Origin of the sequence: Paenibacillus dauci, assembly GCF_000971985.1 — a bacterium.
Lineage (GTDB): Bacteria > Bacillota > Bacilli > Paenibacillales > Paenibacillaceae > Saccharibacillus > Saccharibacillus dauci.
The window spans coordinates 122,937-140,196 of record NZ_LAQQ01000008.1 but is presented as its reverse complement, the minus strand read 5'-3'; the positions used below and the strand labels follow the sequence as shown (position 1 = coordinate 140,196).

At 47.8% G+C, this 17,260-nt stretch carries 12 protein-coding genes; 11 read left to right on the top strand and 1 reads right to left on the bottom strand.

What is annotated here, in order from left to right:
- Window positions 1-310: 310 nt before the first annotated feature.
- Genes WH46_RS23590 through WH46_RS21005 form a run of 3 tightly spaced genes read left to right on the top strand, consistent with a single transcriptional unit; the run spans window position 311 to window position 3,443 of the window.
- Window positions 311-823 carry a type IV pilus modification PilV family protein gene (locus tag WH46_RS23590; RefSeq protein ID WP_052714323.1) on the top strand — a complete coding sequence of 171 codons (513 nt, stop codon included), beginning with the start codon at window positions 311-313 and terminating at the stop codon, window positions 821-823.
- Window positions 807-1,496 (top strand): prepilin-type N-terminal cleavage/methylation domain-containing protein, encoded by a 690-nt coding sequence (locus WH46_RS23585; RefSeq protein WP_052714322.1) that lies wholly within the window; start codon window positions 807-809, stop codon window positions 1,494-1,496. Before WH46_RS23590 ends, WH46_RS23585 begins: the two co-directional genes overlap by 17 nt.
- Before the next feature lie 15 nt (window positions 1,497-1,511).
- On the top strand, window positions 1,512-3,443 hold the full coding sequence (locus tag WH46_RS21005) for a hypothetical protein (RefSeq protein WP_046228224.1): 1,932 nt from the start codon (window positions 1,512-1,514) through the stop codon (window positions 3,441-3,443).
- A 231-nt stretch (window positions 3,444-3,674) separates the two neighbouring features.
- On the opposite strand, the gene WH46_RS23580 is transcribed toward WH46_RS21005, so the two are convergent.
- Entirely contained in the window at window positions 3,675-8,192 is a 4,518-nt protein-coding gene (locus WH46_RS23580; protein WP_052714321.1) for a DUF5057 domain-containing protein, read from the bottom strand.
- A 250-nt stretch (window positions 8,193-8,442) separates the two neighbouring features.
- On the opposite strand from WH46_RS23580, the gene WH46_RS20995 reads away from it, so the two are divergent.
- From WH46_RS20995 to WH46_RS20960, 8 genes are all read left to right on the top strand, one after another.
- Window positions 8,443-10,107 carry a GspE/PulE family protein gene (locus WH46_RS20995; protein WP_046228223.1) on the top strand — a complete coding sequence of 555 codons (1,665 nt, stop codon included), beginning with the start codon at window positions 8,443-8,445 and terminating at the stop codon, window positions 10,105-10,107.
- A gap of 38 nt (window positions 10,108-10,145) precedes the next feature.
- Window positions 10,146-11,195, top strand: coding sequence for a type IV pilus twitching motility protein PilT (locus WH46_RS20990; RefSeq protein WP_017811696.1), 1,050 nt, complete (start codon window positions 10,146-10,148; stop codon window positions 11,193-11,195).
- Entirely contained in the window at window positions 11,195-12,403 is a 1,209-nt protein-coding gene (locus tag WH46_RS20985; RefSeq protein WP_046228222.1) for a type II secretion system F family protein, read from the top strand. Before WH46_RS20990 ends, WH46_RS20985 begins: the two co-directional genes overlap by 1 nt.
- A 71-nt stretch (window positions 12,404-12,474) precedes the next feature.
- Window positions 12,475-12,921 (top strand): prepilin-type N-terminal cleavage/methylation domain-containing protein, encoded by a 447-nt coding sequence (locus tag WH46_RS20980; RefSeq protein ID WP_046228221.1) that lies wholly within the window; start codon window positions 12,475-12,477, stop codon window positions 12,919-12,921.
- Between the two features lie 306 nt (window positions 12,922-13,227).
- The gene (locus WH46_RS20975) at window positions 13,228-13,983 is read left to right on the top strand and encodes a prepilin peptidase (protein ID WP_046228220.1); all 756 of its coding nucleotides are present in this window, start codon (window positions 13,228-13,230) and stop codon (window positions 13,981-13,983) included.
- A 10-nt stretch (window positions 13,984-13,993) separates the two neighbouring features.
- The gene (gene pilM / locus WH46_RS20970; RefSeq protein ID WP_046228219.1) at window positions 13,994-15,556 is read left to right on the top strand and encodes a pilus assembly protein PilM; all 1,563 of its coding nucleotides are present in this window, start codon (window positions 13,994-13,996) and stop codon (window positions 15,554-15,556) included.
- Window positions 15,540-16,088 carry a type 4a pilus biogenesis protein PilO gene (pilO, locus tag WH46_RS20965; RefSeq protein WP_017811691.1) on the top strand — a complete coding sequence of 183 codons (549 nt, stop codon included), beginning with the start codon at window positions 15,540-15,542 and terminating at the stop codon, window positions 16,086-16,088. The genes pilM and pilO overlap by 17 nt, the downstream gene beginning before the upstream one ends.
- 274 nt (window positions 16,089-16,362) lie before the next feature.
- Entirely contained in the window at window positions 16,363-17,244 is an 882-nt protein-coding gene (locus WH46_RS20960; RefSeq protein WP_017811690.1) for an aminoglycoside phosphotransferase family protein, read from the top strand.
- The last annotated feature ends 16 nt before the right edge of the window (window positions 17,245-17,260 follow it).

The window sequence follows — 17,260 nt, the reverse complement described above, 5'->3', positions numbered from 1 at the left end:
CTACAGACATGTACTGTTCGGGATGAGTGAACCTGTATTTTCAAATCTACCGTCTATTTATTTGATTACAATATTCGAAGCCTGTTCCGCTATGGAATAGGCTTTTTTGCTGTATTGATCCCATGGAGAGGATGGATATACGTCATTCTGTAACTTTTGCGACTATAGACCTAAATATTATGGTCATAAACGCCGAATAATTAAATAGCTAAGTCTCTTTTAAAAACGGTGAAATCGATTCGTTTTAATATATACAAACAGCAAAATTATATCATCTATGATCTTCAGGATCGAATCAAAGGAGCCTATCATGCGCAGAGCTTTCCGGGAAGAACAAGGATTTACGCTGATTGAAGTCATGGCAGCGATCGTGATTCTTGCGATTGTTTCGCTTGGACTCATGGCTTATTTTGGAGACTCGCTTTCTTTTTCCAAAAGTAATGAGAACAAAACCGTCATGGTCAATCTGGCCCGCAGCGCGCTGGTCTATGCGGAAAAGCAGGATTTTGAAAAGTGGAAAAAGTATCTGGAAGAGAACAAAACGGTACAAGCCGGGCTATGTAAAACGGCAGATAGCTGCGGTGCTTATACGCTGCTGGTCAATGATACCAGTACGCTCTCCTATATATTAAATCCGGTAATCAATGGGATTACCTATCAAGTATCTATTCAATCCCAGCTGCAGAGCGGCGGTAAAGGAATGTCGGAGGAAGAAGCGGTCTATTTGATGCCTGTTCAGGTCAAGGTTCAAGCACCTGAAATGAACAGTCGGCAGGAAGACACCGTCGTGGAGGGATATATTACGAATGAGAAAATTCGTTAACCGACTGCGCGATCAGCGCGGATTCACCCTGATTGAGATGCTGCCTACCCTACTGCTGCTGACTATGGTCATGACGGCTGTATATGCAGTCGCTACCTTTGGCATGCGCAGCTATCAGCAGATCAATACCGAGAACCTGCTGCGCGAGGAAGGGGATATTATGATGTCCTCGATTATTACGCAGCTGTATACATTTGCCCCGGATCGTGTTCGGCAGCTGACCGATGCCGATGGTCACCCTGCCGGTATCCGTCTGGAAAAAGAAGATGAAAAATTGGAAAGCAAGGATGTCTACATCTGCGGAGGTAAACTCTACCTGGGCGCAACTCATGAAGGAAGTTCGCTTCAGCTCAAAGTACCTTCTTGTACAGCTGCTGCAACCAGCAGTGGAGCATCGAATGGAGCGGAGCCAACAGCAGGACTCCCGACTGCATCGGATACAGCAGCACAGACGAATACTGCGCAGTCTGCCGTGACTACATCCGGATCGGGTGATGCACAGCTGGTCGCAGCACAGTCTGTACTGGAAGCAGGATCGATCATCGAGATAGATGGAAGAGAAGCACAAGCCTTTTATGAGAGCGGTATAATCCAGATCCATCTGAAGCTGTCCCATCCCATAATGGGCGGAGAGACCGCACAGACTTCGCTGGAAAGCAAATTCGGATTCTAGAAAGAAGGAAACAGAATGTCCCGCAAGCCACAGAAGCCGGATTCAGGCAAAACAGTCTTCTGGAAGCAGGAGCAGGGATCGGCACTCGTCATGGTTATGTTTGTTGTGCTGCTGCTGACGGTGCTGGGAGTAGCTGTGCTGAGCGCTACGCTCGGCGGTGCCCAGCGTACCGAACTGCGTGAGAACGATGTGCAGAGTCTGCATCTGGCCCAGAAAGCATTGGACGAAAGTATAGCCTATATCAGTCAGGAGCTCGACCGTCATCAGGATATTGATCCTCTACAGTTGGACAATATACTGACAGGGATCACAAGTACTCTTGAGACACAGAAAAGTCCTGTCTATACCGAGCTGAATCAAAACGGCTCGGCAGAAGCACGGTTAACGGGGATTCAATACAGTAATAATGCTGTAAACGGTCTTGCCGGATATCCAACGCTATATCATATTACTTTAACCGCTGAAGCACGGGTCAATGGAGTGACCCGCACTTTGCAGCAGGTTGTCACCATAGATACATTTCCGGAATTTCTCAGTTATGCGCTGGGTTCGGAGCGTAATCTGACGCTTAACGGAGCTCCATCCATTACGGGCAATATTTATTCCGGCCAGCTACTACGTCTAAGTCGGAATGCAGAGTACCGGTATAATAGCAGCAGCGATCTCAAGCAGGAGACTCTTTATCCAGCCTTATCCCGTGACGGACAAGCTTATGTGCAATCCATGGATTCCATTTCCAGAGAAGGCATACCGGTGAATGCAGATATGAAGAGTACAGCTGATAATCTGGAAGAATCACTCGGCATTCCGCTGGAGAACATTGTAATCAAAAACAATAAGAAGTTCGTACAGATCAATCTGGAAGAGACTATGATTGATAAAGTCACGGAAGCACTGAATCATACATCCCGCAATGAAGTGCAGCAATGGTATCAAGCACAGAATAAGAGTGTATCGAGTCTAATTGCACAGATTGCTGAACAGGCGAAAAAGGATGCGGCAGCAGATGATGGTGGACAATCGCCACTCATACATGTGGCTACCAAACCGGTACCACCTGCAAATCCTACCAGTAATGCGACAGAAGCGGAACTGCAGGAATTTGAAAATAGAAGTCAGCTGTACGAGAAGCAGATGAACGAGCTGGATAGCACATTCAAAAATATGCAGGATTCCATGCTGTTCGAGGGCGATCTGGAGCTGAATGGAATAACATTCTCACAAATTAACTATCCCGATAAGAATCCGAAAGATCAGTCCGGAGGAAGTGACTTCAAGAAGTGGCTAATTGTACACGGTAATCTTATTATTAATAATCCTTCAGATACACCTGTACAGATCAAAGCCAACATAATTGTCACTGGCAAAATGATTGTTCAAGGCAAAGCCGACATGGATGCCACGATTTATGTGATGAGTCCTGCGTCTACTACGCCAGCTTCGAATACTTCAACCGATCTCACTGGTCAGTCAGCTGCACCGGTAGTCTATACGACTATCCTGCAGGATGCTGTTATCCGGGATTTGGATAGCAGGGAACTGGTGCTGATGTCCAAAGGAGGCATTTTGCTGAACCGTTTTGATGCATTTAACAATAAAGCAGTTGGGAACAATGAAAAAATAATCAGGGGCTTCTTTTATACCGAATCATCCGCCTGGTTGTATGGGGTGGGATCGATCTTTTCACTGGAAGGTGGCTTCTTCGCACGTGGCGATTTGACGGTAAATGCAGTAGCAGGAACAGCTTCGGCAGGTGGATCATCGATTCAGTTTAATCTGTCGAGCGATCATCGGGATAGCCGTTTTCAGGTTAAATACGATGAGAAGATATTCACTGCACAGCAGCCTTCGGGATTGCCAAGGGTCAAGCAGGTCAATATCAAAGTAGGCAAGCTGGAACTGGTCAAAAACGTATCCTCCAATCAGGAAAAAGTCAGCGGCCCGTAACGGGATTGCATACTGCAACTTAGATGCAAACATAGTTGACACGAATCACGAATCACGAATCACGAATCACGAATCACGAATCACGAATCACGAATATAAAAAGCAGGAAGTCTTGACCGGATCATCGGATCAGACTTCCTGCTTTTTTCTGTTATTATACCTGCTGATCCTGTAATCATATCTGTACAGTAGCTTACGTTCATCAATCTAGGATGAACTCAAAAGAGCCGATTAGTACCGGTCTCCATTGATATTCGTATCATCTGTATTGTTGTTTCCCCCGCCGGGAGGTGTATCGTATAAAACGTTAACATCAATTGTAGCTGGTACTACGCTCGGTTTGCCTGTGTAGGATAGCGTAACTACCGTGTGGCCCGGACGAAGTGCGATGATTGTACTTCCACCATTCTGTACGTTTTTCGCTGGATCGATGTCACCAGGATTCTCGAATGCGATACTTCCTTTAGTAGCAGGCATGCTCCAGATGAGGTGATCCAACACTGTCAGTCTATCAACAGTAGATGGGATGTAACCAAATTTTGATACATCAGGCAATAGTAAATTCACCTTCTCGCCTACATGCATGGTGACAGGACCTTTAAGCGTGATTTGCTTCAAGACAGGATGAATGATTACATCCATACTAGCTGTAACTTTTTCGGTAGATACAGTCACTTTTACCGTTCCTTCTTGTTTGGCGGTCAGCGTGATAGTAGAACCTGTTTTTGAACTTAGATCAGCATAAGGATTTGGAGACTCTACGCTACCTGTATTGCCTGTACTCCCGGATGAGCCTGTATTCCCCGCACTTCCTGAGTTCGGTGTACCAAGAGACCAGGTAAATGTCGGAGCCGGTGTAACATCAACTGGGTCGGTGATAGCGGTCAGATTGATTTGTTCACCGATATTCAGCTCTGTCGGTCCATCGATACGAATATTAAAAATCCATAGAGTCTGCTCTGCCGTATAGATACGTCTATTGCCCGTGGTGACTGTGGCGATTACTGTATATTTGCCGGGCTGATTGCTGGTGATAGAGGTCTCCCATGAATCTCTCCGGCTAAACGTCAGAGCATTGGCAGGCGTTGCACTACCATTGCTGTTTTTGTAGGACCATTGGATAGTAGCTCTATCATCCGATGGATCGAGTACAGCTTTGAGAACCGCTGGTTGTTCAATACTGACAACTGTAGGCCCTTTTATCGTGAGTCCTGGCTGGATGACGGTTACTTTAGCTCTATACGAAATATTGCTGCCGTCTGTAGAGCGTATTTCGATAAACGTCTTGCCAGGAGCCAGGGCTTTGACAACTCCATTTTCACCACTGGCTTCCGCCGTGACGATACGCGGATCACCAGAAGTCCAGCTGAGTACTTTATTGTTGGCATCTGCAGGAGATACTTTTGGAATCACTGCTTTTTGATCGCCTACAAGCATCGAGATATCTTCCAGACCCAGTGTTCTTACTTTCACTACGGAATTGAAAATGATATCCGGGAAGACAATCGTCACCATTTCTTCTTTGGTTGGTGCAGGAGCAGGGGCCTCTACATCCACATCGTAAAATGGGATAGAAGAGGAACCGTATCCGCTGCCGGTCATGGAAGCACCGACCAGAGAGCCTTTGATACTTCCGCCAAAGTTCAGCGCCGCATTGGGTGCCAGCACCGAACCAATCACTCCGATATTACTGAGCTTCAGACTGGAAGCCTGATTGAAGTTATACAGAATATGCTGGGCCACAGGTCCGTTGACCGTTAGACCGCCGCTTACTTGAACCTGAGAGCCGCTAACATTGACCAGTACATGGGAGCTGGCCGGAGCATTGATTACGATCGAGTTGGTGCCATCCCCAAGCTGGGAATCAGCTACCTGGAATATATTCAAATCCGGGTCCTGACCGGTAAGCGTCAGGGTAGAATAGGATTTGGACACTGTGCCATTGGATTGCAGGGCGGCCAGATCACTGGACATGCTGCGCAGACGTGTACCCATGGCGACAAAGTCAATCGGTGTTCCCTGAACAGCGGTATAACTCGTATACTCCGGCTTGCTGAGTGTATCACCATAGACGGCTTTGCCTTTATAGACGGAACCGCCTGTCACCGTCAGATTTTGGCCGGCGATCAGTACAGGTGTACCTTTGGCGTTGTCTCCAAGTTCCGTACCGATACTGAATCCGCCCGGCAGATTCACATTGCCTGCTCCGGCTAATCGGCCGGCTGTGGAGAATCCTGAACTGTCCATCGTAATATCGCCGAGGATCATAACACTGTAATCTTTTAGATTGCCGAGTGCTGCAATATTGCGTGTAGCATTACGAATATCTGCATAGTTCAATTTTGCATCTACCAGATTGTAGGCGCCTTTGGCAAGTGGCGTCACTGTTAACTGGAATGTCACTGCGGTTTTGTCTGCCGGCATGACGGGAACATAAGACTGTATGCCATTTTGGGTAGTGAGTTTGTATTGAATATCAGGGATAGGCATAGTCAGCACATAGCCATCTGCAGCTGTTCCTTCCCGGATCATACCTTCTGGCAAAGGATCTGTAATCTGCAGCTGGGGAGGCAGCTGTTCCCTATATTGAATATTGGAAATGACCATCTTGCTGGATGGCTGTTCATCCGGGTTAGCCGACTTGTAGCTGACCGGCTTCGGTGTAATCGAATATTCGAGCGTCAGCGGATGATTTAGCTCAATTTCTCCATTGGTCACGCCGGAAATAACCTGTCGATTGGTCATTAGGTTGGCTTCGGCTTTTTCGATAGTGAAATTAACTGTTTTGGTTGCCATGGCGCCCTGTTTGTCCTTGACCGTAATCTCGATCTGCAGCGTACCGCCTTCTGGAAGTAGATTCTCGAATGTCTCATTGATCGCCTGACCGGACAATACGGTTTTTTCGGGAATCGTTAAATTGGTCAGGACTTTGCCGCCTTGCTTGAATTTGACGCTTGCGGTCAGATTACGGTCTTTGAGATCCCAGTCATTGGCGGTATAACTGAGTGCAAAGTTCTTCAGATAGGATGGTTTGGTGCTGCCATCCGCTGGTGCGGACACGGTAATCTCCGGTGCATGATTGGATCCGATAAACGCGCGATACATTGTATTCACGAACAACTTTTGTTCCCACTCGGGAAAACCGGTATTTGTGTGACCGGTACCGGAATAGGTGACATTGCCTTTGGAATACGTATAGTAATGATTCCAGCTATCCTGAATATCCCTGCTGCTGCCGGTGATATTGTACCAGGAGACCACTTCGGGATCTTCCAGATTCAAGGTGAAATACTGGTCATGCGTCCGGTTGATCTGTCCCACATAGCCTTTGGCATTGGAAGGGGACTGGCTAAGATCAAATGGATATTCTGTCAACAAACCGGTGTTCACTACAGCGGTTGAAGTGGATTTATTCACGGCATTGAGTCCAATATTGGTTTTCGGCGCGATCTGGCCAGAGTCACTCTGGAAATACTTCAGCCAGATTTGTGAAGCGGCATTTTTGTCAAACACCGTATCATGGGTAAACATGACACCTTGGCCGGAAGCGATAAATTTGCGAATCGCAGCAGCCGAGTTATCGGTCAAAGGAGCAAACTGATTATATTGATCCCGAAAACCGAGCACGATCATGTCGTAGGTTCCATTCAGGTTCTGGGAAGCAGTAGAGTTAAACTCTTCAAAGGTCTTGACTGTAATATCCAGTCGGTAATCAGTTCCCGTAAGATATTCAGGCTTCATATTGACGCTGTTTAGCAGGCTGCTGTTAGTAGTGGCAGTTCCATCCGATGGCAGTACCTGCAGTACACGAACGACAGTTTTCTCATCCTGATACCGAATTACACCGGTGGTGTAATTGGTGAGAGTTGTACCAGCCTGGAGGTTTACAATTTCCAGTTTCCAGTACAGCAACCCCGAATATGCCTTGGGCAGCTTGTAGCTCAGAGTTCCGTGTGTGCTGTCCAGCTTCTCGGTAGCAACCAGCTGATCACTTCCCATCTTGAGTACCTTGTCGATTCCGAGATATAGATTAGCTTCTACATTGCCATCATTTAATCCCGATACATTATCCACATTAAAGTCAAAGCGAAGTTCATTACCCTGTCTGTAAACAACCGACTGTCCCGCAGGTGTCTCGTAATCTGCAGGCTTGTTGCTGATACTGAGCTGTGGGCGCTGGGTCATCATTCGGTACATACGGTCATTGGTATCGTTCATCCGCAGAACCAGCGGCGCCAATTGCTCATCGGTAATAAAAAACACGTTAGCCGGTCGTGTAGAAGCACTCTGATAAGGCGAGAAGTAATCATAGAGCAGATGGGCATTACTGCTCGTAGTCGGCTGTTTCAGCAGCGCCTGATTCAGAATGACCGGTAGTCCTTTTTGAATATAGTTGGTGATAATATCTTTGGCTTTGAGGGCGGTGATGTCATTCATTACATTGGTTGTATTATGATCCTGTCCTTGTACACCCGTTGTATTATATGAACCACTACCGATATAGATGGCGTCATATTTGCCATCCAGTTCTTCACGCATGGCGACGAATTGCTTCATACGCATGGTAGTGACAGTGAAGTTGGAGCTGCCCTGAAGTTTCTCCTGCAGTGCAAATGTACCATTATCGTTGATCTCGAGAATACGAATCTGATAAGGAGTAGATGCGCCTGCAATCATCTGTACAAGCGGTATGGTAAGTAATCCTAGCAGGATGATAGAAAGGAATATTATTGCACTTTTAGGCTTCAAATACATAAACCTCCAATATTTTTAAATTCTTGCTAAACTATTGAGTCGAAAGTCCGATAAAAATGAGGTAGGTAATTTACTTAATATATCGGTTGCTAAATATTATTTATAATATTAGAATAAGTAGGACTTAAATAATAGGACTATTTTATCATTAAGATGCCGAAAAGTAGTTCTTAAGATATTCGAAAACAATAAACGATATATCAGATAAAGCCTCCTAATATGCCTGATGGAGTTGAACCCGTAGATGAAGATAATGAAGAAAAAGCTGGGCGACCTTCTTTTTGAAAATGGACTTATTACCGAAGAACAGCTTAATCAGGCGTTGGAGGAGCAGCGCAAATCCAAGCGCAAGCTTGGGGATGTGCTGCTGGCGCAGGGATATATTACGGAACAGCAGCTGATCGAAGTGCTGGAATTCCAGTTGGGCATTCCACATGTCAATCTGTTCAAATATCAGATCGATGCGGCCGTAACCCAGATTATTCCCGAGAGTATGGCCAAGCGCTATCAGGTGCTTCCTTTTATGAAGGATGGCAGCAAACTGATGGTGGCGATGGCTGATCCACTGGATTATTTTGCAATAGAAGATTTGCGTATGAGTACCGGATTCCGGATTGAGCCGGCGATCTCCAGCCGGGATGAACTGCAGCGAGCAATAGCCCATTACTATGGGTTGCGCGATTCCATGAGCCAGATGATGGGGGAATTGCCTACAGCCGAGGAGATTGAAGAGACCGAGATTACGGATGAATCCTCGCCGGTCGTGAGACTGGTCAATCAGATGATCCAGCAAGCGGTTCACTTAAGAGCTTCGGATATTCATATTGATCCCAGTGAAAATGATGTCGCAATCCGCTACCGGATCGATGGACTGCTGCAGACCGAGCGTCATGTACCCAAGCAGATGCAGGGCTTCATTACCGCCCGTCTCAAAATTATGTCCCGTCTGAATATTGCCGAGCGGCGTCTGCCGCAGGATGGCCGAATCAAAATGCAATTTGATCTGAAAATGGTCGATATTCGCGTATCCACTCTGCCTACCATGCACGGCGAAAAAATTGTTATGCGTCTGCTGGATATTAGTACGGGCGTCAAGCCGCTCGAACAGCTGGGCTTTAATGATTACAATGCCAAATTGTTCAAAGAAATGATCGACAATCCCTATGGCATTCTGCTGATTACCGGTCCAACGGGCAGTGGTAAAACGACCACGCTCTATTCAGCACTGAATGTACTGAATGTGGAAAGTACCAACACGATTACAGTTGAAGATCCGGTGGAGTATCAGTTGGAAGGGATTAATCAGGTACAAGTGAATCCTGCGATAGGCCTTACTTTTGCCTCCGGACTGCGTTCGATTCTGCGTCAGGATCCGAATATCATCATGGTCGGAGAGATCCGTGATAACGAAACAGCCGAGATAGCGGTGCGCGCATCCCTGACCGGTCACCTGGTATTGTCGACACTGCATACGAATGATGCAGTCAGTACCGTAATGCGTCTGCGTGATATGGGCGTAGAACCGTATCTAATCGCATCTTCTCTGATCGGCGTTGTCGCCCAGCGGCTCGTACGGCGTATCTGTCCTGATTGCAAAATCGTCTATACACCATCCGAGCAGGAGAACATCCTGCTGCAAAGTTACGGTATCCATACGGAACAACTGCATAAAGGCCGCGGTTGTGGTAACTGCAATCACAGCGGCTATCGCGGACGGGTAGCTCTTCATGAAGTGCTCAAAGTGGATAAGCGTATCCGCCAGAGTATTACGGATAATGCGTCTGTCGAAGAGATTCGGGAAGCGGCAGACGAGCAGCAGATGATCACACTTGTCAGAGATGGTCTGCAGAAAGTTCGAGAAGGAGTCACTACCATTCAAGAAGTCATGCGAGAGACCGTTTCTTATTAATAGACTTATATTCTTGGCACAGGAGGGAGGATGCACGAATGGCCTCAACCACTCACAATATCCACGAATTACTGAGCAGCATGCAGCAGCTGGGGGCATCTGACCTCCACCTTTCTATCGGCTCGGCGCCCATTATGCGAATTCACGGACATCTGACTGCACAACCTGGTGAGATATTGACCGCAGAAGATACGGAGAAGGCATCAGAAATGTTGTTAAATGCAGAACAGCGGCAGCATTTTCAGGACAAAGGAGAATTCGATTTCTCTTATTCCCTGGGAAATATGGCGCGCTTCCGGATCAATATCTACCGGCAAAAAGGAGCGGTCAGCATAGCCGTCCGGCTTATTACCAGTCAGATTCCTACAGTAGAACAGCTGGGGCTGCCACCTCTGCTCAAAACACTCACTGAAAAGCCACAAGGCCTGGTGCTGGTAACCGGCCCAACCGGAAGCGGTAAATCGTCCACACTGGCAGCGATGATCGGTCATATCAACCGTCACCAATCCCGGCATATTGTAACCCTGGAAGATCCTATCGAGTATGTACACACCCATGGTCAATCGCTGATCAATCAACGGGAAGTGGGCAGTGATACATCGAGCTTTGCCAGCGGGATTCGGGCAGCCCTTCGTCAGGACCCGGATGTACTCTTGGTTGGGGAGATGCGCGATCTGGAGACAATCTCTGCAGCAGTCACTGCGGCGGAGACCGGTCATCTGGTATTCGCGACACTGCATACGACCGATGCACCGCAGACGATTGACCGTATTATCGATGTATTTCCGGCGCATCAGCAGGGCCAAATCCGGATTCAACTGGCAGCTGTACTCAGTGCAGTCATTTCCCAGCGGCTCCTGCCCACGATGTCCGGACGCAGCCGGGTCTGTGCAACCGAGATCCTGATCAATACAACAGCTATTGCCAACCTGATCCGCACAGAGAAGACGCATCAGATTCGCAGCATGATGCAGACCGGACGATCATCCGGTATGCATACGCTGGAGATGAGCATCCGTGATCTGATGCAGCAGGGCCAGATTAATCCGGCTGTTGGCAAATTATATCTGCCCGAGGTGAGTGTCTGATGCCGCAATTTGAATATCAGGTACGCACCATTAACGGCAAGCAGCTCAAAGGAGTATTGACTGCATCGGATAAAACAACTGCCATGGACGAACTGCGTCGGCGTGGATTGACTGTATTCGCACTAAATGAGCAGCGTAAGACGCTCATGACGACGGAGATTTATATCGGTAATCCGGTCAAGACGATCGACTTTATCGTATACTGCCGTCAGTTCGCGACATTGATCCGCGCCGGGGTAACGATTCTGGATGCGACGCGCATACTCGCCGAGCAGACCGAGAGCAAAGTGCTGCGCAAAACGCTGCACGAAGTTCATTCCAAGCTGATGCGAGGGATTGCCCTGTCACAAGCTGTACAGGATTCGCCCAAAATTTTCCCGCGGCTGTTCATCAGCATGATTCGTGCCGGTGAGGAATCCGGGGATCTGGAGGGTACGCTGGAGCGGCTCGCGGTCTACTTCGAGAAACGTCATGTCACCCACGAGAAGATCAAGTCGGCGCTAACCTATCCGATTACCGTAGGTATTATGGCGATCGCTGTTACGATCTATCTGCTGGTAGCGATTATTCCGCAGTTTGTCGATATGTTCGAATCGATGAATGCCAAGCTGCCGACCATTACCGTCATTATTCTGGCATTGAGCAAAAGTATCCAGCATCAATGGTATTACTGGGTACTCGGACTGGTGCTCCTGATTACAGCTTTTATCATAATGAAGCGTTCCGAACGCGGTGCGTACTGGATCGATTATGCCAAGCTGAAGATTCCGGTATTCGGAAAACTTAATCAAAAAGGCTCGATTGCCCAGTTCGCACGTACCCTGTCATCCCTGTATGCCAGCTCGGTACCCGTGCTGCAGGCGCTGTCTATTGTAACCGAAGTAGCAGGAAATAAAGTCATTGAGCGGTATCTCAATCAGGCGAGCGAATCGCTCCGCCGGGGGAATGCCTTGTCCGATCCGCTCAAAAAATCCTGGGTATTCCCACCGATGGTCACCCAGATGATCGCTATCGGGGAAGAGACCGGATCACTTGATCAGATGCTCAGCAAGGTGGCGGATTTCTACGAGATGGATGTAGAGAACACCGTCGACCGCCTGAAGTCTCTGCTGGAGCCGCTGCTGATCGCTTTCCTGGCAGCTGTCGTCGGCGTTATCGTGGCAGCCATCATGCTGCCGATGTTCACACTGTATGATTCAGTAGGCTAGTCGTGGTGAAGTAAGCATCCGCGGATGGATCTACTTTGATATCAATAATTAAGCAAAAGGGGAAAAGAAAAATGTTAAGCAAAGCGATGAAAAAGATGGGCAAAGAAGAAAAAGGATTCACACTGATCGAGCTGTTGGCGGTTATCGTTATCCTGGCGATTATCGCAGTAATTGCAATTCCTTTGATCGGTAATGTTATTAACAAATCCAAAACGAATGGTGATTTGAATACTGCTTCACAAATTTATAATGCAGCACGTATGTATGTTATTGATAATTCCAATGGGGATTTCAAAACGGCAGCTACAATAGATCTCGCGAAATTGGTAGATGGTGGTTACTTGGATCAAGGTATTGCTTTGCCAAGTAGCAAGGAAAAGATCACAAAAGCGGACGTAGTTTTCACATCTGCTGGACAATTGGATAGTATAACCATAACACCTAGACCTGAAGGTTCTGATACTACAGGTAAATATACTGCTGCCCAAGTACTTGCAGTAAGTAAAGAAGCAAAATAATTCTGCTTCTAAACTATTATTCGTAGTATACAAATTGATATGCTTATTGAAATATAGTTTTGTTTGAGAAAGCAAGTTGAGCACAAAGCGAAGGAAAGAGAATTCTGCTAATGACCGACATTTAAGAAGGAAGATACACTGCTGCAAGCGAACATTCCGTATCTTCCTTCTTAACCGGAGGAAATAGCAGAATCTCTTTTCGTAGCGGACCACCTATAATGCACAACTAAACCAGGGAACCGGACAACGACTCCGGTTCCTCTTTACATCCAACACCAAATCCATCAGAAAGTGAACCCACCCACCATGACTGCAATCATTGGAATATACCTGCTGATCCTCGGACTGGCACTCGGCTCTTTTTATAATGTAGTTGCTCTGCGGGTTCCGGCAGGCGAATCTGTTGTGCACCCACCATCCCGCTGTTCACGCTGTGGTACCCGGTTGGGAGCCATGGATATGATCCCTGTTCTCAGCTACTTGTTCAGCCGCGGACGCTGTCGTCACTGCGGAGTATCGGTATCTGCGCTGTATCCGCTCGGTGAAGCGGCAACCGGGTTGCTGTTTGTCTGGGTCTATCTGCAGACTGGCATCACGGGTCAGCTGCCGATCGGATTGGTGCTGGTCAGTCTGTCAGTAATCATCACGATAGCCGATATACATTATATGAAGATCCCCAACAAAGTACTGCTGTTCTTTCTGCCGATTCTGGTCGTGCTGATTATCCTGACGCCTGCAGGTTCACTCTGGATTCATCTGGGTGGAGCGCTTGCTGGTGGTGGTATTCTGCTGCTGATCGTTATCCTCAGCAGAGGCGGTATGGGGATGGGAGATGTCAAATTATTTGCTTTGTTCGGCTGGGTGATCGGGTTCCCCAATGTACTACTGGCGCTGTTCGCCGCCTGTCTGTTGGGTCTGCTGTACGGCATGATCCTGCGGGTAGCGGGGCGCAACGGACGTGGTCAGCCGATTCCATTTGGTCCCTTTCTGGCAGCAGGTACATTGATTGCCTATGGTTATGGTTCACATATTATAAGCGGGTATCTCTCGCTCATCGGATAGGAGGATACAATTGAAGAAGCTTCAGCGTCATTCATCACATGCAGGTCTCTCGATTGAGCAAACCGGGGTCCGCTATGTCTCATTAAAAAAGAAAAAATCATGGGAATTGGATCAGAAGCGTTTTCTTGCACTGCCATCCGGCGTGATCGTGGAGAATCAGATTGAAGATGCAGAAGCGCTTCAGCGGCTTCTCCAGGAATGGGCGGTCCGTGAGAATCTCAAAGGCAAATCGGTGACTCTGTCGATCCCGCCTTCACGCATTCTGATTCGTACTATGAGTGTGTCCAATACCAGCATAAAGCAGCTGGCCCAGCTGGTTGAACTGGAAGTGGAGACAGGCATGCATTTGCCTTTTGAGAATCCGGTCTATGATTATATGATCACCTCGGCAGATGAGGAGCAGACGCAGCTGCTGGTGTTCGCAGCACCGAGCCAGTTGGTCAAAGATTATATGGCCCCGCTGCAGGAAGCCGGTATTCGCATCGCTGCCGTCGAGTTCTCAGCGACATCGCTGGCGAAAGCGGTTGTACAGGCGCAGGGTGCCGAATTTGGCAATGCGATGCTGCTGCAACTGAATGCCGGACTGCTGGACATTTATATGTTCCGCGGTGGTTATCCGGTATTTATGAGAACGATTAATTTTGCAATGAACAGTGAAATCTATGGTGGCGAGGGAAGCAGTGTACAGCTGTCTGCCCAGGAAGTTGCAGATATAACGCCGGAGATTTCGAGAATGCTGAACTTTTATCAGTATAGCCTTCATGATGGATCCGTACGGATTGAAGAGATTGTTGTTACCGGTTCACACCAGGAGAGAGCACTGCTGGTTGCGGAACTGCAGCAGTCCATGGGAGACCTGGAGATTCGGGAAGTGGATTTCCAGCAAGAGGATACGGTTGACTCTGAGCTGAATGATTACCGTATGGCTGTCGGCGCCGCATTGACCAGTGAGGATCGCAAATCGATCAATCTACTGCCGCGCCGGGAAGCCCAGCAGACCGAGAAATTCTCCTGGCTGGTGATTGGCATGACTGCGGTATGGGTGCTATTAATGGCACTTTCGATCTTTGGCTGGGTCAGTTATAAAGGAACCATCGCCGAGCAGGAAGTGCAGATTCAGCAGCTAAGTGACAACAATACGCTGGCTCAGCTGCAACTGAACAAGTTGAACGGAGGCGGAGGAGCCGTAGGCCCTCAAGCTGTTATGGACGCGGTAATGAATTATCGGCTCGATGCAGTCAGTGTGCTGGATCAACTGTCTCTTGCCAAGCCGAATCCTTCTGCGATCGCAAAAATCAACTATACCCGTAGTGATACCATTCAGCTGACGCTCGTGACACCTACGATGGCAGGAGCGTCTGCTTATCTGGTGAAGCTGCAGGAGATGCCATTTACCGATCGGGTTACAGTAGACAAGCTGGTTCGTAATACCGCGTTAACCGCCGGAGTCAAATCGGCCGGCAGTCTGCAATCGTATTCGGCTTCGTATACCATTACGCTCAAAGGAAGTGCAGCGGCAGCTGCCAGTGCTGCAGCCGAGCAGAAGGAGGATAGCAATGGAACAACTGAATAAATATCGCTCTTCGATTATATTGGGTCTGGCCTTGCTGTTCATTATCCTGCTCGCTGTCTATATGCTGGTTGTCCGTCCACTTGGTGAACAGACCGACACGTATACACAGAATATTACGGAACTGCAGCAGGAAGGACAGCTGCTACAGACACGGATCGCCGAGCTGCAAAGCCACCAGACTGACAATGCTGCCGTTACGACAGCTGTGCCGGATCAGGATGCGAGTGAACAGCTGCTAACTGCATTGGAACAGGTGAGCAACAAAAGTCGTACACGTCTGGCCAATATCGAGTTCCAGCAAATCCTGCCGGGAGATGCCGGTAATAGTGTCGGTGTTCCTGTTGGAATTCAGGCCGGACAAGTTCAGATGAATGCCGAGATCGAAGGCGGTTATGCACAGATTCATGAATGGATGAATCAGCTGCAAAAGATGCCGCGTCTCGTCACGATTGACTCTTTCAGCTTTGAACAGCCTTATCAGCCGATTCTAACGGCCAAAGTAACATTTACCGCTTATTATACGGTTCAATAAAATAAAAAACCGCTGCAGACAGGAGTGTCTGACAGCGGTTTTTGTTTTTTACCGGATCAACCTACATATTGATCACTATTTACCTTTTGCCCTGCTAATTCTGCTGCTCCCAGCTGAATCAGGGCAAAAGTGGGATAGTTTGGGTTTGAGTATAATGGGCAGATCTGGTAATCATCATGGGAATTAAAAAGGGTATTCTATGGGATATGCAGAACCGTTATGGATGAAGAAAATTACGTTGCTTGGCTCGTAATCGCTGAACGGAGGTGAAGCTATGCTTTATTTTGGGCAGATTGAATGGAAACGGTATAGCGAGACAATGGATCAGCTATTGCTGGAGCAGGAACAGGGCATACTTCGAACCAGCCCGCTGCATCCGGGATTTGAAGCGCAGGTCGTGTTATTGGGCACATCGACAGGACAGTATGTATTTAAGCATTGGAATCAATCTTCTCGTCCTAATGTGGAACTGCAGTATGATCTACTCGAACAGCTGCACCAGCAGCATACCGGCATTCCTGTACCGGTGCCTGTGGCTTATGGAACCGATCCAGAAGGACATGATATCCTGATCACCAGCTATAATGGGATGCCGGTTAACAAACTGAGTACCCGTGATACAGCACGATTGGCAGCAGCACTCGCCGATTTACATAAACTTGAACCTGCTCGGCTGCATCAGGTCGGCTTGCCTCTGTATGATCCAGTACAGTACTTTTTTCAACAACTTGATCAGCATTCGGATATTAGTGAATGTTTGTCCAGAATACCGATAGACTCTCTAATGCGTCAGGATCGGATTATCCATGCCGATTACCATCTCAATAATATCGTAATGCTGGATCAGCACTATACAATCATTGACTGGACCAATGTACAGCTGGGCGATGCACGAATCGATCTGGCCTGGTCGCTGCTTATTCTGGAGCTCTATGTCTCTGGCAGATATGCGGCTGTTTTCCGCAAAGCCTATCTGAATATCAACCCGTCAGCCGAGGAAGAACTGGAATCATTCACCGCCTTTTGCATCCTTCGCTGGGCACTGCAATATCGTATGAATAATGCTCCCAGACATCCTGGCGTATTAAAAAAAGCATCTACTCTGATAGCAGCCAATCCATGGCTACAACAAAATGAATTTCTCATAGATGTATAATCCCAATCAATTGGAG